This is a genomic window from Paraburkholderia caffeinilytica (assembly GCF_051027425.1).
GTDB lineage: Bacteria > Pseudomonadota > Gammaproteobacteria > Burkholderiales > Burkholderiaceae > Paraburkholderia > Paraburkholderia caffeinilytica_A.
This window is the reverse complement of the sequence record NZ_CP186552.1, coordinates 3,439,389-3,457,803: the sequence shown is the minus strand read 5'-3', so window position 1 is coordinate 3,457,803 and position 18,415 is coordinate 3,439,389. Positions and strand designations below refer to the sequence as shown.

Genomic DNA, 18,415 nt, shown 5'->3' with positions numbered 1-18,415 from the left:
CAAGTCCGGCGCCCTTTTTATATCGACAGGCAGGAGGAGAACTGAAATGAGCTATACGGCGCCCATCAAGGACATGCTGTTCGTGATGAAAGAACTGGCCGGTATTGACGACATCGCGACGCTGCCGGGCTTCGAAGACGCGAACCTCGAGACCGCGCAGGCGGTGCTCGAAGAGTCGGCGAAACTATGCGGCGAAGTGCTGGCGCCGCTGAATGTGGAAGGCGATCGCAATCCGAGCAGCTGGAAGGATGGCGTGGTCACGGCAACGCCCGGTTTCAAGGACGCATTCCGCCAGTTCGGCGAAGGCGGCTGGCAAGGCGTGCAACATCCGGTCGACTATGAAGGCCAGGGCCTGCCCAAGCTGATCGCCACAGCCTGTATCGAGATGCTGAACGCCTCGAACCTGTCGTTCGCGCTGTGCCCGCTGCTTACGGATGGCGCCATCGAGGCGCTGCTTACGGCAGGCAGCGAAGAGCAGAAGCAAACCTACGTGCCCAGGCTGATTTCCGGCGAGTGGACCGGCACGATGAACCTGACCGAGCCGCAAGCCGGCTCCGACCTCGCGCTGGTGCGTACGCGCGCCGAGCCGCAGGGCGATGGCTCCTTCAAGCTGTTCGGCACCAAGATTTTCATCACGTGGGGCGAGCACGACATGGCGAAGAACATCGCGCATCTCGTGCTGGCGCGCACGCCGAATGCACCGGAAGGCGTGAAGGGCATTTCGCTTTTCATCGTGCCGAAGTTTCTCATCAACGAAGACGGCTCGCTCGGCGAACGTAACGACGTGCATTGCGTGTCGATCGAGCACAAGCTCGGCATCAAGGCGAGCCCGACCGCGGTGCTGCAATTCGGCGACCACGGCGGCGCGATCGGCCACCTGATCGGCGAAGAAAATCGCGGCCTCGAGTACATGTTCATCATGATGAACGCGGCGCGTTTCGCGGTGGGGATGCAGGGCGTCGGCGTGTCGGATCGCGCGTATCAGAAGGCTGTGGCGTATGCGAAGGATCGCGTGCAAAGCCGGCCGGTGGATGGTTCCGCGAAGCAGTCGGTGGCGATCATTCAGCACCCGGACGTGCGCCGTATGCTCGCGACGATGCGCGGCCTGACTGAAGCGTCGCGCGCATTGGCGTATGTCGCCGCGAGTCACTGCGATATCGCGCATCGTCATCCCGATGAAGCGAAGCGCGCCGAGCATCAGGCGATCTACGAATATCTCGTGCCGATCGTGAAGGGCTGGAGCACGGAGTTGTCGATCGACGTGACGAGCCTCGGCGTGCAGGTGCACGGCGGGATGGGTTTCATCGAAGAAACCGGCGCCGCGCAGTACTACCGCGACGCGCGCATTTTGCCGATCTACGAAGGAACGACCGCGATCCAGGCCAACGACCTGATCGGCCGCAAGACGGTGCGTGATGGCGGCAAAGTGGCGAAGTCGCTGCTGGCGGACGTGACCGAAACGATCGACGCGCTCGGCGCGCAACAGGGCGCTGCGTTCGATTCGATGAAGAAGTATCTGGCGCAAGGTCATCGCTCGCTGAGCGCGGCGGTCGATTTCGTTGTCGCCAACACGCGGAGCGATCCGAACGCAGTGTTTGCCGGCAGCGTGCCGTATCTGAAGCTGGCAGGCATTGTCTTGGGCGGCTGGCAAATGGCGCGTGCGTTGCTCGTGGCGGCCGAAAAGCGCGACGAAGATCCATCGTTCTACGGCGCGAAGATCGCCACCGCGCAGTTTTACGCGGAGCATGTGCTGCCGTTGGCGTCGGCACTGGAGGCGTCGATTGTCAGCGCGAAGGGTGGGGAGAGTGTGCTGGCGTTGTCGGACGATCAGTTCTGATGCCGCACTTCTCGCGAGCTATGTAGCGAAAGCTCGTGGGTAAAAACAAACGGCGCCCTGTTGTTGGGGCGCCGTTTGTTTTTGTCAGGCCGGTTTGTGAGGCCGATTTACCAGTCCGATTTATCAGCGATAACAGAACCGGCTTAACTGCTCGCGAAGCGTTAATCGTTAAACCCTGAAGCCTCAGGCATAAGCCGGACGATGCGCGCCGCCTGTCTCGCCGAGATAGCGATGCACCGACAGATCGTCCGCCTTGATCACCGGCTGCTTGCCCGACATCACGTCGGCCAGCAGTTGCCCCGAGCCGCACGACATCGTCCAGCCCAGCGTGCCGTGACCCGTGTTCAGGAACAGGTTCGGCACGGGAGTGCGGCCGACGATCGGTGTGCCGTCCGGCGTCATCGGGCGCAGACCGGTCCAGAACGTTGCCTTCGACGTATCGCCGCCGCCCGGGAACAGATCGTTCACGCACAGTTCCAGCGTTTCGCGGCGCGCCTGGCGCAGCGACTTGTCGAAGCCGACGATCTCGGCCATGCCGCCGACGCGAATCCGGTCGTCGAAACGCGTGATCGCGATCTTGTACGTCTCGTCGAGCACGGTCGAAATTGGCGCGGCTGCTTCATTGACGATCGGCGCGGTGATCGAATATCCCTTGAGCGGGTAGACCGGGATCTTCACCAGACCGGACAGGAATTTCGTCGAGTACGAACCGAGCGCGACGACGAATGAATCCGCGCGCACGAGTTCATCGCCGCATTGCACGCCGGCGATGCGGTCGCCAGCCATGGCGAGTGCGTCGATCGGCGTGTTGTAGCGGAACTTGACACCCAGTTGCTCGGCCATCGCGGCGAGGCGCGTGGTGAACATCTGGCAGTCGCCGGTTTCGTCGCCCGGCAGGCGCAGACCGCCCGTCAGCTTGTGCGAGACGGCGGCGAGCGCCGGTTCGGCTTGCGCGAGTTCGGCCGGCGAGAGCAGTTCATACGGCACGTTGGCTTCCTGCAGCACGGCGATGTCTTTCGCGGCGCCGTCGAATTGCTGTTGCGTGCGGAATACCTGCAGCGTGCCGCCAGTGCGGCCTTCGTACTGGATGCCGGTTTCGGCGCGCAGCGCTTGCAGGCAATCGCGGCTGTATTCGGCAAGGCGCACCATGCGGCCCTTGTTCACCGCGTAACGCGACGACGTGCAGTTTTGCAGCATCTGCCACATCCATTGCAGCTGGAATTGCGTGCCGTCGAGACGGATCGCCAGCGGCGCATGCTTCTGGAACATCCACTTGACGGCCTTCAGCGGCACGCCCGGCGCCGCCCACGGCGACGCGTAGCCCGGCGAGATCTGGCCGGCATTGGCAAAGCTGGTTTCGAGCGCCGGGCCGGCCTCGCGATCGATCACGGTCACTTCATGACCGGCGCGCGCCAGGTAATAAGCACTCGTCACGCCGACAACGCCACTGCCCAAGACGACGACTCGCATAGCTGCTCCAGGATATCCAGTAAGGGTTCTGAGGGCGCCTTCGTGTCGATTCGTTTGAATTCGTTCGATTAACGAGGTGTAACAAGGATCGCCCAGTGTTAACCGCTATACTATTAACAGTCGGGCAGGTTTTGTTATTGTATTTTCAGGATTTTCAGCAAAAACACTATGCGTACACAGCGCCAACCGGTCCGGTCCCTCGACAAACTCGATCACAAGATCCTGCGGCTCCTGCAACAGGACGGCCGCATGGCGATGAAAGACCTCGCCGAACAGGTCGGACTGTCCGTTACGCCGTGCATCGAACGCGTCAAGCGGATGGAGCGCGACGGCGTGATCACCGGCTATCACGCACGCGTGAATCCGGCTGAACTCGGCGCGGCGCTGCTGGTGTTCGTCGAGATCACGCTCGATCATAAAAGCGGCAACATGTTCGATCAGTTCCGCCGCGAGGTGCAGAAGATCCCTGAGGTGCTGGAGTGCCACCTCGTCTCGGGCGACTTCGACTATCTGATCAAGGCGCGAATCGGCGAAATGGCCGACTACCGGAAACTGCTGGGCGACATCCTGCTGCAACTGCCCGGCGCGGTGCAGTCGAAGAGCTATGTCGTAATGGAAGAGATTAAGGAAACGCTGACGATTGCAGTGGGCGATTAGCGCGTGCGGTAGCGGCGTAGCTGGACTCGACAAACGGCGTAAACACTGTATATTTATACAGGTGTTTTGCGCCGTTTTGTTTTTGTGTGTTCCAGCCGTGACCGATTCCGACCTCCACTCCGCCCACGAATTTCCGATCGCTCTGCCGGCACCCCGCAAGGGGCGCGGCGCGGTGACGAACCTGCAGGGCCGTTACGAAGTCGACCAGCGTGAAGTGGTGGACGACGGCTGGATTTCGTCGCCGGAGGAAGACAGCGAGCCGAAGGTTTTGCGCACACAGATTTTCGAAGAGCGGGCCAAGACCATTCTCACGCGCAATGCGTCGCCGGATATCCCGTTTGGCGTGTCGCTGAACCCGTATCGGGGCTGCGAACACGGCTGTATCTACTGCTTCGCGCGGCCTACGCATAGTTATCTGGGGTTGTCGCCGGGACTCGACTTCGAAAGCCGCATCTACGCGAAAATTAATGCGCCGGAATTGCTCGAGCGCGAGTTGTCGAAGAAGTCCTATGTGCCGGAGCCGATCGCGCTGGGCGTCAATACGGATGCCTGGCAACCTGTCGAGCGCGATTTGCGGCTTACGCGGCGGGTAATCGAAGTGCTCAGCGAACGGGGCCATCCATTTGCGGCGATCACCAAATCGTCGTTGATTGAGCGGGATATCGATCTGCTTGCGCCCATGGCGGCGCGCGGGCAGTTCATGGCGGCCATCACCATCACCACGCTAGACGCCGATATCGCGCGCACGCTCGAGCCTCGTGCGGCCACGCCGTCGCGTCGGCTGCGCACAATCCGTACGTTGAGTGAGGCAGGCATTCCCGTCGGCGTCAGCATTGCGCCGGTGATTCCATTTGTCACCGAGCCAGACATGGAGCGCGTGCTGGAAGCCTGCGCAGAAGCCGGCGCAAGCAATGCGAGCTACATCGTGCTGCGCTTGCCGTGGGAAGTTGCGCCGCTATTCAAGGATTGGCTCGCGGCGCATTTTCCCGATCGTGCCGACCGGGTGATGAGCCGCGTACGCGATATGCGAGGCGGTAAAGACTACGACTCGAATTTCTCCACTCGAATGAAGGGAGAAGGCTTGTGGGCGGATCTGTTAAAGCAGCGATTCCAGAAAGCCACGCGCCGTCTGGGACTGAACCGGCGCGATCGCGGGATTCTGGATATGTCGCACTTTCGCCGGGGCGAGCCGTCGCGCGCTGAAATACCGGCGCGCGACAATCCTCAACTGAACCTTTTTTAGCGTAAAGCGCAGGCTGTTATTGCGACAGCGCTTTGGCGGCTTGCACCTGGCCTTCGAAGTAAGTCTGGAACGAGATCGCGAGACCCGTCATCAACAGGAACGCACCGATCAGCAACGAAAAGATCACGATGAAAATGACGGTCCAGCCGGAGCGGCTTTTGCGCTGGGTTTGTGCGTTGAACTGCGCATCCCATTTTTCATCGGGACGCAGGCCGTAGACGATAGCGGCCAGAAAGGCGGAGAGCAGCGAAACGGCGCCGAAAAAAGCGAGCACCCAGCCGAGCATCGAAGCCCGCTCGCTTGCCACCACCAGCATGGCGCCCGGAATTCCGATCAGCGTGCCGAGCAGATGAGCCCAGCCGTAAATGTCGCGCATGCCGTACAGATAGAAGCGATGAGCGCCAAGGCTGCCGAAGAAGAACGCCAGGGCGGCGGTAATCGTCTTGGATCTGAAATGCGAGGAAGTCGAAGCAAGAGTGGACATGTAGGCGGGATCTGAGTGACAGGCGGTCGTAAGGAGCGGGGCGCCGGTGGGCGTGGACCGACGCGCATTCTACGCCACGCGGTGTGGTGGCGGTCAGGTGACGTACAAGCGCATGGAGAGGCCACGGCTGCTTGTGTTCGTTATTGGGTTGGGCACGAGCGGGTTGCGTCGGCGGCCTGAACGATTTGTTTGCGTCGCCGGGTGCGACGTTTGTGACCGCGCCGGTCGTGCGGGTGGCCGTGGTCGCCGCAGGTTTGGCATCGCCGGTGGCCTGCGCGCGCCACTGCGCAGTTGGTACGGCTAAGGCGCGGAATAGGTCACGCGATAGACGGCGCCGGCGTAGTCGTCGCTGATTAGCAGCGAGCCGTCGGGCAGCGGCTGCACGTCGGCAGGGCGGCCCCACACGGCTTCGCCCGGCTGGAGCCAGCCTTCGGCAAAGACTTCCTGACGCGCGTTGCTGCCGTTCGGGTTGGTGATCACCCGCACGACCCGGTAGCCGACCTTCTTGCTGCGATTCCAGGAGCCATGTCCGGCGATAAAAATATTGTCTCGATAACCGGCCGGGAACATCGAGCCACTGTAAAAGCGCATGCCGAGCGAGGCGACATGCGCGCCGAGTTTGACAACCGGCGGTGTGAAAGCGCTGCACGGATGGTCTTTGCCGAATTCGGGGTCGGACGTGTCGCCGCCATGGCAGTACGGAAATCCGAAGTCCATGCCTGCGCGTGGCGCACGGTTGAGTTTGTCGTCCGGGACGTCGTCGCCCATCAGGTCGCGGCCGTTGTCGGTGAACCACAACTCGTGCGTCACCGGATGCCATGCAAAGCCGACCGTGTTGCGAATGCCGCGCGCCACGACTTCATAGTGGCTGCCGTCCGGGTCCATGCGCCCGATCAGCCCGAAGCGGTCACGGTCTTTCAGGCAGACGTTGCAGGGCGCGCCTTGCGGCACGTACAGCTTGCCGTCCGGGCCGAAAGCGATGAATTTCCAGCCATGGTGCGTTTCTGTCGGCAGATTGTCGGTGATAACGACCGGCTTGGGCGGATCGTTCAGATGGGCGTCGATCGCGTCGAAGCGTAGAATTCTCGACACCGCGGACACATACAGCGCGCCATCTCGCCATGCCACGCCCGCTGGCATTTGCAACCCGGAGGCGATCACATGGCGGGCTGTCACACGTCCATTCTGCAGTTCGAGCGCGTAGACGTGGCCGTCGAGGCTGCCTATATAAAGAATGCCCTTCGGCGAGAGCGCCATGGCCCGCGCGCTTGGCACCGCGTCCGACAGCACTTCAATATGGAAGCCAGGCGGCAGTTTGATGCGTTCGACCGGCAACGCGGCTAGCGCCGGCAGGGCCGTGGCCGCGAGCAACAGCGCTGTGCCGGCTCGCAGCGCCTGAACGCGGGCGGTGCGCGAAAAGCCGGCAAGCAGCGAAAAGCCGACAACTCGCCGGAAGACGGCGAACGAAGCGAAAAAAAACGCAGGCGGCAGCAGGAGTTTCACGGGCGTTCCATCAGGTAATTCGGGCGTTTCGGCGTGATCCGGAGGCCCAGCCTGTATGGCCGGCGCAACCCGGTCGCTCAGTTTATCCCGGTAAGTGTTTGTTATGGCGTCGGTTTCCCGCTATAATCGCGTGTTTCAGTCGTTCCGAACCCCGGTTTTCAAGGATTCTAGTATGGTCATCATCCGCTTGGCTCGTGGCGGCTCCAAGAAGCGCCCGTTCTACAACATCGTCGCAACCGATTCGCGTAACCGTCGTGACGGCCGCTTCATCGAACGCGTTGGCTTCTACAACCCGGTCGCTACGAAGGGTGAGTCGCTGCGTATCGCTCAAGATCGCCTGACGTATTGGCAAGGCGTTGGCGCACAACTGTCGCCGACCGTCGAGCGTCTCGTGAAAGAAGCGCAAAAGGCGCAGCCGGCTGCTTAATGGTAGCTCGCATGCGTATCGTCGTCGGTTCGGCCGGCGGCTCGCGCAGCTTGCGTGAGCAGTCCGATGCGCGAGTTTTGCTGAAGCAGACGTCGAAGTTGGCAGCGAGGTTCTCTTATGTCTGAGCGTGATTCCAGCAGTTCAGGTCGCGTGAAGGCAAAAGCGGCAGCCCCGCGCGCGAAGACGTCTGGTCAGGCGCCGTTCGGTGCATTCGTCCGCAAGCCGGTCGAAGGAGCCGAAGGCAAGGCGAAAGCCAAAGTTGCAAGCACCGCTTCCAGCGCAGCAGAAATGCGAGCGGAAACGGTGGAAAGCTGGCCGGCCGATGCGGTCGAGGTCGGTGCAATCGTCGACGCTTACGGCCTCAAAGGCTGGGTCAAGGTGGCCCCGCATGCGGACGCCGGGCACGGCGGAGACGCGTTGCTAAGCGCGAAGCGCTGGTGGTTGCTGAAAGGCCAGGAGCGCAAGTCAGCGCCGTCATTACACGCAAAAACGCATAGCGACAGTGTCGTTGCCCATCTGGGCGGCGTAACTGACCGCGATGTGGCGCTGGCACTGCGCGGCACGCGCGTTTATATCAGCCGCAGCGAGTTTCCGGTCCTCGAGGCCGATGAATTCTACTGGGTCGACCTGCTCGGCCTGGATGTGGTGAACGTTGCCGGCGTCAATCTCGGCAAGGTTGCAGACATGATCGACAACGGTGCGCACTCGGTGTTGCGCATCGAATACCCGGATACCGACAAAAACGGTAAGCCGGTCACCGGCGAGCGTTTGATCCCGTTCGTCGGTGTCTTTGTCAAAACGGTGGATCAGGCGGCGAAGCAGATCATCGTCGACTGGGAAGCCGATTACTAAATAACTCGCTGAATGGAGAGAGCGATGCAGTTCGATGTCGTGACGCTCTTTCCTGACATGTTTCGTGCGCTGACCGACTGGGGTATTACCAGCCGTGCGGCGAAGCAGGAGCGCTACGGGTTGCGCACGTGGAATCCACGCGATTTCACGACCGACAACTACCGCACTATCGACGATCGCCCGTACGGCGGCGGCCCCGGCATGGTGATGCTGGCCAAGCCTCTGGAAGACGCGATCGGCGCGGCGAAAGCGGCGCAGGCGGAGCAGGGCATCGGCGCGTCGCGCGTCGTGATGATGTCGCCTCAAGGGGCTACGCTGAATCACGACCGCGTCATGCAGTTCGCGGCCGAGCCCGGTCTGATCCTGTTGTGCGGGCGCTATGAAGCGATCGATCAGCGTTTGCTCGACCGTGTCGTCGACGAAGAAGTCAGTCTTGGCGACTTCGTGCTGTCCGGCGGTGAATTGCCGGCCATGGCGTTGATGGATGCCGTGGTGCGTCAGTTGCCGGGCGTGCTGAACGACTCGCAATCGGCGGTGCAAGACAGTTTTGTCGACGTGCTGCTGGATTGTCCGCACTACACGCGTCCGGAGGAATACAACGGCGTGCGCGTGCCCGATGTGCTGCTTGGCGGCCATCATGCGGAAATCGAAGCGTGGCGCCGGCGTGAGGCTTTGCGCAATACGTTGAACAAACGGCCCGATCTGATCGTGAAGGCCAGGAAGAACAAGATGTTGAGCCGTGCCGACGAGGCATGGCTTACGAGTCTCGCGAAGGAAGCGTCGAAGGCGTAAAGCCTTGGTCTTTCGAGCGGACATAGGCGGTGCCGCACATGCGTGTACGGCGCCAGATGTGAACCCATCCTCTATCGGGGCCGTAGCCAAGCAGTTTTCTGTGAGGCAGGTACGAACGCCGACAAGATGGACTTAGGAGTCAGTGATGAATCTGATTGCAATACTCGAGCAGGAAGAAATCGGCCGTGCCCTCGGCGAGAAGACCATCCCCGAATTCGCTCCCGGCGATACGGTGATCGTCAGCGTGAACGTGGTTGAAGGTACGCGTAAGCGTGTTCAGGCTTACGAAGGCGTTGTGATCGCCAAGCGTAACCGTGGTCTGAATTCGTCGTTCATCGTCCGCAAGATTTCGTCGGGCGAAGGCGTTGAGCGTACGTTCCAGACGTACTCGCCGCTGCTGGCAAGCATCGTCGTGAAGCGTCGTGGCGATGTGCGTCGTGCGAAGCTGTACTACCTGCGCGACCGTTCGGGCAAGTCGGCTCGAATCAAGGAAAAGCTGGTCGCCAAGAAAGACCGCGCTGCTCCGGAAGCGTAAAAGCTGTAAGAAAAAGCACCCCTCGCGGGTGCTTTTTTGTTTGCCAGGTCAAAATAGCGGAATATCCCCTATCCGCTTATTCCGAGAGACCCGTTGATCCGCCCCGCCTTCGAGCCTGAAACTCTACCTGTCGAAGCGACGGGCGCCGATCTGCCGCCGGTGTTTGCCGGGCGCCTGACGCCCGATGGCTTGCGTGCGCGTTTCGAGCAGCGTCTGAGCTGGACACCCGAGCCGATTATCGAAGCCCCCTGGCGCGATCAGCACGTCGATCCGCGCGTTGCCGCCGTGCTGGTGCCATTGGTCGTGCGCGATAACGGCCTCACCGTGCTGCTGACCCAACGAGCCGATCATCTGAACGACCACGCCGGCCAGGTGAGCTTTCCCGGCGGCCGTCACGAACCGTTCGATGCCGATGCGACCGCCACGGCCCTGCGCGAGGCGCAGGAGGAAGTCGGTCTCGATCCGTCGCGCGTTGAGATTCTCGGTGCATTGCCCGACTATCTGACAGGCACCGGGTTTCGTGTGACACCCGTGATCGGTCTCGTGCATCCGCCATTCACGTTGAAAGCCGATGCATTCGAAGTAGCCGATGTATTCGAAGTGCCGCTCGCTTTTTTAATGAACCCGGCGCACCACGAAGAGCGGGTGTTTCGCTACGAAGGCGGCGAGCGCCGTTTCTTTGCCATGCCCTATCCGCGGGCAGCGTCGGCGGAAGCGGAGGACCGCGAGCGCCAGGTGGGCGGCCATTATTTCATCTGGGGGGCGACGGCGGCGATGCTGCGCAACTTCTATCGCTTTCTCGCAGCGTGAGCGATGCCGGTTTGTGCAGTTGTCGAGTGTTTGTCAATGTCGGCGCTCAGTCGCATCCGACCCTGTGCTATCGTTATAAAACAATCGTAAAAACTCGAAAAGCACGGCGCATCGCATGACTTTTTTCTCCGTATTGCTGGCTCTGATTATTGAACAGGTGCGCGCGCTGTCGCTGAACAATCCGGTGGCGGCATTGCTTCAATACCATGCGGAGTCGGCGGCGCACGGATTCGATGCCGGCAAGCCCAAGCACGGCGTGCTCGCGTGGCTCGTGGTGGTGGTGCCCTGGACGCTGGCCGTCGCGCTTGTCTACTACGTGCTGTATCACATTCACTTCGCGCTGGCCTTCCTGTGGAACGTCGCGGTGCTGTATTTCACGCTTGGCTTCCGGCAGTTCAGCCATTACTTCACCGACATCCACCTCGCGTTGAACAATGACGACGTGCCGCGCGCGCGTGAAATCCTGAATGAATGGACCGGGCTCGACACGGTCGACATGCCCGTCAGCGAGATCGTGCGGCATACGCTGATTCACGCGGTGGTCGCCTCGCACCGGCATGTATTCGGCGTGTTTTTCTGGTTCCTGATTCCGGTCGGGCCTGCCGGCGCGGTGCTGTATCGGATCGCCGAGTATCTGGCGCGGACGTGGGCGCGGCCGGTCGACGATCGTACCGCCGCGTTTTCGAGTTTCGCGCAGCGTGCCTTCTTCGTGATCGACTGGGTGCCGGCGCGGCTGACGTCGCTCGGCTTTGCGATCGTCGGTAATTTCGAAGATGCGATTTATGCGTGGCGTAACCACGCGCGTCAGTGGCCGGATGCGAACGACGGTGTGTTGCTGGCCGCGGGCAGCGGGGCGCTGGGTGCGCGTCTGAGTGGCCCGCTTGCGGAACAGTCGAGTCTCGACGCGCTGACTACCGGCGACGGCGGTCCGATGCAAGTCGGCGACGACTGCACGCCGCGCACGTTGCAATCGGCGGTGGGACTCGTGTGGCGCGCGGTAGTGCTGTGGATGATTCTGCTGTTAATGCTGACGATCGCGGTGTGGCTTGCCTGATGCAGCTCACTTGAGTCAGCGCGCGACTAACGCGACATAAAAAAGCCGGGTATTGAACCCGGCTTTTTTATTGATCACGCTGCGGCGGCTTTACCGTTTGGAACCTGAGTCCGTGCCGCCCCAAGGTCTACCCGCCGGGGCGGCCAGCCACTTCACCCATCCCGCGGATCACGCGCCGTCCCACACTGCCAGCACACCGTGAACTGCGCCTCAAGCGTCTCCCCACACTGACGGCATCGCCACGAAGGCGATCCCGCAGCCGGTCCATGCGAAGCCGCATCGATCAACCGCCGAGCCATCGCCTCGTCGCGCTCATCCACCAGCCACAGCTCCGGCGCACACTGATCCGCCGGAATATCGCCGAGCGCACCGTTCAGATAACGGTTATGCAACTCGCAAGCGATGCCCGCCGTCTCCAGCACATTGACCCAATGCTGTCCGATGATCAGATTCGGCGCGCGCATCAATTTCATCGTGAATCCATGGGTTGACAGCGACGCGCCTCAGCGCACGATCTGGCTGGCTTCGTGCACCAGCTGCGCGTACAGGGCGTGCCGTTCGCGCCGGATGCGGCCATCGGCGACCGCTTCGAGAATCGCGCAGCCCGGCTCCTGCAAGTGATGGCAGTTGTAGAAGCGGCAGTTCGGCAGCAACGGCCGGAACTCGGGAAACGCGCGTTCGAGCCGGCCTTCGGTCAGATGATGCAAGCCGAATTCCTGGAAGCCCGGCGAGTCGATCAACGCGCCGCCGCCGTCGCCGGGCAGAGGGTAGAGCCGCGTGAACGTGGTGGTATGCCGCCCGCTGTTCAACGCGGTCGAAATTTCGCGCGTGGCGACTTCGGCATCTGGAATCAGCAGATTCACCAACGTCGATTTGCCCATGCCCGACTGGCCGAGCAGCAACGTCGAGTGACCGTGCAGATGCTCGATCAAAGCGGCGCGCGCAGCGTCAGGCTGCGTCTTGATCGACACTTCCACGACTGTGTAACCCAACGCGGTATAGCGTTCCAGGCGCGCGCGCGCGCCCGCAAGTTCGCCCACAACGTCGATCTTGTTCAGCACGATCAACGGCTTCAGCTCGTTCGCTTCAGCGGCAACCAGCGCACGGCCGAGCAGGTCTTCGCTGAAATGCGGCTCGGTGGCGAGCACGATCAGCAACTGGTCGAGGTTCGCGGCGAAGAGCTTCGATTTGTACTGATCCGAGCGATACAGCAGATTGCGCCGCTCGCCGATCTCGACGATCACACCCTGATCCGCCGAAGTCGGTTCGTAAATCACGCGATCGCCGACCGCCACTTCGCTGCGCTTGCCGCGCGGGAAGCACTGGAGCATCGGGCTGCCGTCTTCCGGCGCGACCAGGTAATGCCGCCCATGAGCGGCAATCACCACGCCGCCTACGCGCGTGCTGGACGGTGCGCGCGGCGCTTTCGGGGAGCGGCCGCTCATGCGTGCCGCAGCAGGCGGTCGATCCGCTGCGACGCCGGCGGATGCGAATAATAGAACGCGGTGTAGAGCGGATCGGGCGTCAGCGTCGACGCGTTGTCCTCATACAGCTTGACGAGCGCGTTGACGAGATCTTGCGCATCGGTTTGCGTCGCGGCGAACGCGTCGGCTTCGAACTCGTGCTTGCGCGAGCTCAGGCTGCCGAGCGGCGTGACGAAGAACAGGAACACCGGCAGCGCGAGGAAGAACAGCACCAGCGCGAGGCCGCTATTGCCGCCGATCAGCGACGGCCGCACGCCGAGTCCTTCATAGAACCACACGCATTGCGTGAGCCAGCCGAGCAGGGCGAGCATCACGAGACTGATTGCGAACGTGACGATCATCCGCTTGATCACGTGACGGCGCTTGAAGTGGCCGAGTTCGTGCGCGAGCACCGCTTCGATCTCGCTTCCCGACAGGCGCGCGAGCAGCGTATCGAAGAACACGATCCGCTTGGCGGCGCCGAAGCCGGTGAAATACGCGTTGCCGTGCGCCGAACGGCGGCTGCCGTCCATCACGAACAGGCCCTTCGCGGCGAAGCCGCAGCGTTGCATCAGCGCTTCGATGCGGCTTTTCAGCGCGTCGTCCTTGAGTGGCTCGAACTTGTTGAAGAGCGGCGCGATAAACGACGGATACAGCACCAGCACGAGCATCTGAAACGCCACCCAGACGATCCATGTCCACAGCCACCACAGGCTGCCCGCCTGGTTCATCAGCCACAGTACGACGAACAGCAGCGGCAGGCCGAACGCGGCGCCTAGCAGCACGCCTTTGAGGCGGTCGAGGAAGAAAATGCCTTTGCTCATCCGGTTGAAGCCGAAGCGTTGTTCGACCACGAATTGCCGGTAGTACTCGAACGGCAGGTCGATCACGCCGGTGATCGCGATCACCGCGGCGACCAGCGCGATCTGGCCGGCATAGCCACGGCCCAGCCAGTCGGAGATGGCCAGGTCGAGTGACTGGACGCCGCCCAGCAGCGTCAGCCCGATCAGCACGGCGGCGCCGACGACGATTTCGATCATGGTCAGCCGGGTGCGTTCGACGGTGTAGTCCGCGGCGCGCTGATGCGCGGTGAGCGCGATCGTGCCGGCAAACTGGCTCGGCACCTGCTCGCGATGGCCGGCGACGAAGCGGATCTGCCGCGACGCGAGCCACAGCTTGGTGCCGACCATCGCCACGACGGCGATGACGAACAGAACGGTGAAGTACAGGGTAGGCATCCGGGGATTCCGTGGTATCTATGCGAGAATTATATGTTTCTTCCCGCCTGGCGGCGGGGGCCATAAGTTCAACCGGGCCCGAACCGATCCAGACCGCGGTCCAAACCGCGGTCCAAACCGGCTCAAACCGATCTCATACGAACAATTGCCGCGGCAAGCGCGCTTCTTGCGAAGTCGTTTGCCGGGCCCTCAGGGTTGCCTTCATGACTGACATCCTCTCATCCACCGAACAGCCGCCGCTCGTACGCAGCGACATGAATCTCGTCTGGCTGGACATGGAAATGACCGGGCTCGAGCCGGACACCGACCGCATCATCGAAATCGCGGTGGTGGTGACGAATTCGACGCTCGACAGGTTGGTGGAAGGCCCGGTGCTGGCGATCCATCAGAGCGACGAGACGCTCGCCAAAATGGATCAGTGGAACCAGAACACGCATGGCCGCTCGGGCCTGATCGACCGCGTGAAGGCGTCGACGGTGAGCGAAGCCGACGCCACCGAACAGATTCGCGATTTTCTCAGCGTTTATGTGCCGCCCGGCAAATCGCCGATGTGCGGCAACTCGATCTGCCAGGACCGCCGTTTCATGGCGCGCTGGATGCCGGATCTGGAGCGCTTCTTCCATTACCGCAATCTCGACGTCAGCACGTTGAAGGAACTGTGCCGCCGCTGGCAGCCGGCGATTTACAAGGGTTTCCAGAAACGCGCGATGCACACGGCGCTGGCGGACATTCATGAATCGATCGACGAGTTGAAGTATTACCGCGAGCACTTCCTGATTCCGGCGGCGCCGGAAGGGGCGGCTGCGGAATAAAACCGCTGCGTCTCCGGGGGCTGTGGCGATGAAGATCACGCTGCCGCAGCTTCGGCGGCGCTGACTGGCGGTGCCATAACACGGCGCCGCAGCAGCGCCGACCTCAATCCTGCCGAGGTGCGCGCACTGCGTTCTTCGGCCGGAACGCCTTCACCACGTCGGCGTTGGTTTCCATATATGGGCCGCCGATCAGATCGATGCAATAGGGCACGGCGGCGAAAATCCCCGGCACCTTGACCGCGCCGCCTGCTTCGGCGTCACGCAAGCCTTCCAGCGTTTCCCTGATCGACTTCGGCTGACCCGGCAGATTGACGATCAGCGCCGCGTGATCCGCGGTTTCGCGGATCACCGCCACCTGGCGCGACAGAATCGCGGTCGGCACGAAATTCAGGCTGATCTGCCGCATCTGCTCGCCAAAACCCGGCATTTCCTTCGTGGCCACCGCCAGCGTCGCTTCTGGCGTCACGTCGCGGCGCGACGGGCCGGTGCCGCCGGTGGTCAGCACCAGATCGCAGCCGACTTCGTCGACCAGTTCGATCAGCGTGGCGGAAATAATGGGCGCTTCGTCCTGAATCAGCCGCGTGACCACCTGAAACGGCGAGGTCAGGGCGAGCCCGAGCCATTCCTGCAGCGCCGGGATGCCCTTGTCCTCATACACGCCGCTGGACGCGCGATCGCTGATCGACACGAGGCCGATCACGATTTCGTCGGGATGCTGACGCGTTGCCTTATTTGTCTGCTTACGCGTCGCGGTCGTCATCGTCGTCTTCCTGAGCGTCTTCTGCATCGGAATCGGTCTCGGCGGACGGGCCGTCGGCGTTCTTGATCCACTGGAACAGTTCGCGGAAGTAGCGCGGCGGCTTGCTTTGCTGCGCTTCCTTGCGGGCGTTGCGGATCAGCGTGCGGCCTTGCTGCGGGTCGGCGTTCGGGTGCTGGCGGATGAATTCGGTCAGCGCGGCGTCGTCTGCGAGCAGTTTCTCGCGGGTGCGCTCGATCCAGTGCAGCTTGGCCGTTTCTGCCTTGTTGACGCCGTTATAGGTGTCGAGCGCGGTGCGCAGGGCGGCGGTTTCCTCGTCCAGCAGCGAGCGCATCACGCGCCCGACGTACTGCACCTGGCGGCGCTTGCCTTCGTGATCGGTGATGCGGCGTGCTTCGCGTACGGCGTCGTCGAGCTTTTCGGGCATCGGCATGCGTTTGAGCGCGTCTTTCGGCAGGGCGATCAGCGCCGCGCCCAGTTCCTGCAGCTCATGCATTTCGCGCTTGAGCTGGGACTTGCTGGGACGGTCGTAGCCGTTCTCGTCGACTTCCGGCTCGGCGGATTCGATGGGTTGAATGCGGGTTTTGCGTGTCATGCCGATATTGTAGCGTGCCGCGCACGCATAACCCGCCGTGCTGCTGCGCACAAGTGCGCTCGCCGGCTTGGGCGGACGCGGCGAAGCCGATCGGGCGGGCCGTGATGTCGAGGCGGCTTGATGCATTCGGCCCGTGCGCTCATCGAACGGTCGCGGCGATGCGGGCTGGGCTGGCACCGGAGGTAAGCGTCGCCGGGGCGGCAATACGCTCGGCAACAGGCTCATCGGGCGAGCGCGGCGAATGCCAGGTGCAGCTTCGCGTACCTTGCTATGATCGCGGGATGCGTGACTACGCAAATGAGCATGCAATCGAGCACGCGAGCACGCAAAAGGCGCGCGTAAATTGCAAGCGCACGTGCGTGGCATGGGCGAACACATAGGGCCGCTCGGCCCCGAACAGGACGGCAACGACAATGGCAGCAGACATGGACGTCAAGCAGCGCTTTTTTCCGCATACCCAGGATGAACTGAAGGAAATCGCCTCGGACATCCTTCGTCACGCGAAGTCGCTCGGCGGCACCGACGCGGCGACCGAGATTTCCGAAGGCGACGGCCTGTCCGTTTCCGTGCGGCGCGGCGAAGTCGAGACGATCGAACACAACCGCGACAAGATGGTCGGCGTGACGGTGTTCATCGGCAACAAGCGCGGCAACGCGAGCACCTCGGACTTTTCGTCGCAGGCTTTGAAGGATACGGTCGCGGCGGCGTACAACATCGCTCGCTTCACCGCTGAAGACGATTGCGCGGGCCTCGCCGAAGCAGAGTTGCTCGAAACCGCGCCGCGCGATCTCGATCTGTATCACCCGTGGAATCTGTCGGCCGACGAAGCCGTGGAAATCGCCCGCCGCTCGGAAGACGCCGCGTTCGCCACCGATCCGCAAATCAAGAACTCGGAAGGCGCGAGCGTCTCGGCACAGCACTCGCAATTCGTGCTGGCCACCTCGCGCGGGTTCCTCGCCGGCTATCCGTACTCGCGCCACTACATCGCGTGCGCGCCGATTGCCGGCAGCGCGCGCAACATGCAGCGCGACGACTGGTACACGTCGACCCGTAGTGCAGCCGACCTCGCCGATCCGGAAGCGGTGGGCCGCTACGCCGCGCAACGGGCGCTGTCGCGCATCGGCGCGCGCGGGCTCGACACGCGCAAGGTGCCGGTGCTGTTCGAAGCGCCGCTCGCCGCCGGCATTCTCGGCGCGTTCGTTCAGGCCACGAGCGGCGGCGCGCTGTACCGCAAGACCTCGTTCCTCGTCGATAGCCTCGGCAAGCCGGTGTTCGCGCCGCACGTCCAGGTGGTCGAAGATCCGCACGTCGCGCGTGCGATGGGCAGCGCGCCGTTCGACGAAGAAGGCGTGCGCACCAAACAGCGCTCGGTGGTGAAGGACGGCGTGGTGGAGGGCTACTTCCTGTCCACCTACTCGGCGCGCAAGCTCGGCATGCAGACCACCGGCAACGCGGGCGGCTCGCACAACCTGTCGCTGCGCAGCTCGAAGACGCGTCCGGAAGACGATTTCGAGGAAATGCTGAGGAAGCTCGGCACGGGCCTGCTGCTGACCGAACTGATGGGGCAGGGCGTGAACTACGTGACCGGCGATTATTCGCGCGGCGCGTCGGGTTTCTGGGTCGAGAACGGCAAGATCCAGTACCCGGTCGAGGAAATCACCGTGGCGAGCACCTTGCAGGAGATGTTCCGCCATATCGTCGCGATCGGCGCGGATACGATCACGCGCGGCACGAAGGAAACGGGTTCGGTGCTGATCGAGCGGATGACGATCGCGGGGCAGTAAGCGGGTCGATCAAGCCGGGCCTCAACCGCCGGCCGCGGATCAGTCGCCGGCCGGCGCCGCCTCAGGGTTGCACCACGGCGCCGCAAACAGAAACGCCACGCA

General features: G+C 62.6%; 19 protein-coding genes. 11 read left to right on the top strand and 8 right to left on the bottom strand.

Annotated features, from left to right (window positions below; translation table 11 throughout):
* Positions 1 to 46: 46 nt before the first annotated feature.
* Positions 47 to 1,837, top strand: coding sequence for an acyl-CoA dehydrogenase (locus ACOSV0_RS15230; RefSeq protein ID WP_434106982.1), 1,791 nt, complete (start codon positions 47 to 49; stop codon positions 1,835 to 1,837).
* A 183-nt stretch (positions 1,838 to 2,020) separates the two neighbouring features.
* Here ACOSV0_RS15230 and ACOSV0_RS15225 read toward each other — a convergent pair whose 3' ends face one another.
* Positions 2,021 to 3,307: a D-amino acid dehydrogenase gene (locus ACOSV0_RS15225; protein ID WP_434106980.1), complete on the bottom strand. Its 1,287-nt coding sequence runs from the start codon at positions 3,305 to 3,307 to the stop codon at positions 2,021 to 2,023.
* Between the two features lie 168 nt (positions 3,308 to 3,475).
* Here ACOSV0_RS15225 and ACOSV0_RS15220 point away from each other — a divergent pair, with 168 nt between their 5' ends.
* On the top strand, positions 3,476 to 3,964 hold the full coding sequence (locus ACOSV0_RS15220; protein WP_035547518.1) for an Lrp/AsnC ligand binding domain-containing protein: 489 nt from the start codon (positions 3,476 to 3,478) through the stop codon (positions 3,962 to 3,964).
* A gap of 97 nt (positions 3,965 to 4,061) precedes the next feature.
* On the top strand, positions 4,062 to 5,207 hold the full coding sequence (locus ACOSV0_RS15215) for a PA0069 family radical SAM protein (RefSeq protein WP_434106979.1): 1,146 nt from the start codon (positions 4,062 to 4,064) through the stop codon (positions 5,205 to 5,207).
* A gap of 16 nt (positions 5,208 to 5,223) precedes the next feature.
* Here the strand turns inward: ACOSV0_RS15215 and ACOSV0_RS15210 are convergent, their stop codons facing one another.
* Together ACOSV0_RS15210 and ACOSV0_RS15205 are read right to left on the bottom strand one after the other, a co-directional pair.
* Entirely contained in the window at positions 5,224 to 5,691 is a 468-nt protein-coding gene (locus ACOSV0_RS15210) for an NINE protein (RefSeq protein ID WP_408195319.1), read from the bottom strand.
* Between the two features lie 300 nt (positions 5,692 to 5,991).
* Entirely contained in the window at positions 5,992 to 7,194 is a 1,203-nt protein-coding gene (locus ACOSV0_RS15205; protein WP_434106978.1) for a PQQ-dependent sugar dehydrogenase, read from the bottom strand.
* A 172-nt stretch (positions 7,195 to 7,366) separates the two neighbouring features.
* Here ACOSV0_RS15205 and rpsP point away from each other — a divergent pair, with 172 nt between their 5' ends.
* The 6 genes from rpsP to ACOSV0_RS15175 all read left to right on the top strand — a co-directional run bounded on the left by rpsP (position 7,367) and on the right by ACOSV0_RS15175 (position 11,664).
* Positions 7,367 to 7,621 carry a 30S ribosomal protein S16 gene (rpsP, locus tag ACOSV0_RS15200; RefSeq protein WP_006050280.1) on the top strand — a complete coding sequence of 85 codons (255 nt, stop codon included), beginning with the start codon at positions 7,367 to 7,369 and terminating at the stop codon, positions 7,619 to 7,621.
* Between the two features lie 117 nt (positions 7,622 to 7,738).
* Positions 7,739 to 8,473 carry a ribosome maturation factor RimM gene (gene rimM, locus ACOSV0_RS15195; RefSeq protein WP_434106977.1) on the top strand — a complete coding sequence of 245 codons (735 nt, stop codon included), beginning with the start codon at positions 7,739 to 7,741 and terminating at the stop codon, positions 8,471 to 8,473.
* A gap of 24 nt (positions 8,474 to 8,497) precedes the next feature.
* Positions 8,498 to 9,265 (top strand): tRNA (guanosine(37)-N1)-methyltransferase TrmD, encoded by a 768-nt coding sequence (gene trmD, locus ACOSV0_RS15190; RefSeq protein WP_169485657.1) that lies wholly within the window; start codon positions 8,498 to 8,500, stop codon positions 9,263 to 9,265.
* Between the two features lie 145 nt (positions 9,266 to 9,410).
* Positions 9,411 to 9,800, top strand: coding sequence for a 50S ribosomal protein L19 (rplS, locus tag ACOSV0_RS15185; RefSeq protein WP_012433948.1), 390 nt, complete (start codon positions 9,411 to 9,413; stop codon positions 9,798 to 9,800).
* A 93-nt stretch (positions 9,801 to 9,893) separates the two neighbouring features.
* Positions 9,894 to 10,610 carry a CoA pyrophosphatase gene (locus ACOSV0_RS15180; protein WP_434106975.1) on the top strand — a complete coding sequence of 239 codons (717 nt, stop codon included), beginning with the start codon at positions 9,894 to 9,896 and terminating at the stop codon, positions 10,608 to 10,610.
* 115 nt (positions 10,611 to 10,725) lie between these two features.
* Positions 10,726 to 11,664, top strand: coding sequence for a CobD/CbiB family protein (locus ACOSV0_RS15175; protein ID WP_434106974.1), 939 nt, complete (start codon positions 10,726 to 10,728; stop codon positions 11,662 to 11,664).
* Between the two features lie 152 nt (positions 11,665 to 11,816).
* Here the strand turns inward: ACOSV0_RS15175 and ACOSV0_RS15170 are convergent, their stop codons facing one another.
* The 3 genes from ACOSV0_RS15170 to ACOSV0_RS15160 are packed head-to-tail and all read right to left on the bottom strand — an operon-like array spanning position 11,817 to position 14,365.
* Complete coding sequence (locus tag ACOSV0_RS15170) at positions 11,817 to 12,137, bottom strand: DUF2007 domain-containing protein (protein ID WP_434106973.1); 321 nt, start codon at positions 12,135 to 12,137, stop codon at positions 11,817 to 11,819.
* Between the two features lie 30 nt (positions 12,138 to 12,167).
* Positions 12,168 to 13,109 carry a ribosome small subunit-dependent GTPase A gene (gene rsgA, locus ACOSV0_RS15165; protein ID WP_434106972.1) on the bottom strand — a complete coding sequence of 314 codons (942 nt, stop codon included), beginning with the start codon at positions 13,107 to 13,109 and terminating at the stop codon, positions 12,168 to 12,170.
* Complete coding sequence (locus ACOSV0_RS15160) at positions 13,106 to 14,365, bottom strand: M48 family metallopeptidase (RefSeq protein ID WP_434106971.1); 1,260 nt, start codon at positions 14,363 to 14,365, stop codon at positions 13,106 to 13,108. Before ACOSV0_RS15160 ends, rsgA begins: the two co-directional genes overlap by 4 nt.
* 203 nt (positions 14,366 to 14,568) lie before the next feature.
* Here ACOSV0_RS15160 and orn point away from each other — a divergent pair, with 203 nt between their 5' ends.
* On the top strand, positions 14,569 to 15,177 hold the full coding sequence (gene orn / locus ACOSV0_RS15155) for an oligoribonuclease (protein ID WP_434106970.1): 609 nt from the start codon (positions 14,569 to 14,571) through the stop codon (positions 15,175 to 15,177).
* A gap of 103 nt (positions 15,178 to 15,280) precedes the next feature.
* Here orn and mog read toward each other — a convergent pair whose 3' ends face one another.
* Both mog and yjgA read right to left on the bottom strand, forming a co-directional pair.
* Positions 15,281 to 15,937, bottom strand: a complete 657-nt coding sequence (gene mog / locus ACOSV0_RS15150) for a molybdopterin adenylyltransferase (RefSeq protein ID WP_434106969.1) — start codon at positions 15,935 to 15,937, stop codon at positions 15,281 to 15,283.
* Positions 15,918 to 16,529, bottom strand: a complete 612-nt coding sequence (yjgA, locus tag ACOSV0_RS15145; RefSeq protein ID WP_434110300.1) for a ribosome biogenesis factor YjgA — start codon at positions 16,527 to 16,529, stop codon at positions 15,918 to 15,920. The genes mog and yjgA overlap by 20 nt, the downstream gene beginning before the upstream one ends.
* A 413-nt stretch (positions 16,530 to 16,942) precedes the next feature.
* On the opposite strand from yjgA, the gene pmbA reads away from it, so the two are divergent.
* Positions 16,943 to 18,313, top strand: coding sequence for a metalloprotease PmbA (gene pmbA, locus ACOSV0_RS15140; protein WP_201070270.1), 1,371 nt, complete (start codon positions 16,943 to 16,945; stop codon positions 18,311 to 18,313).
* The last annotated feature ends 102 nt before the right edge of the window (positions 18,314 to 18,415 follow it).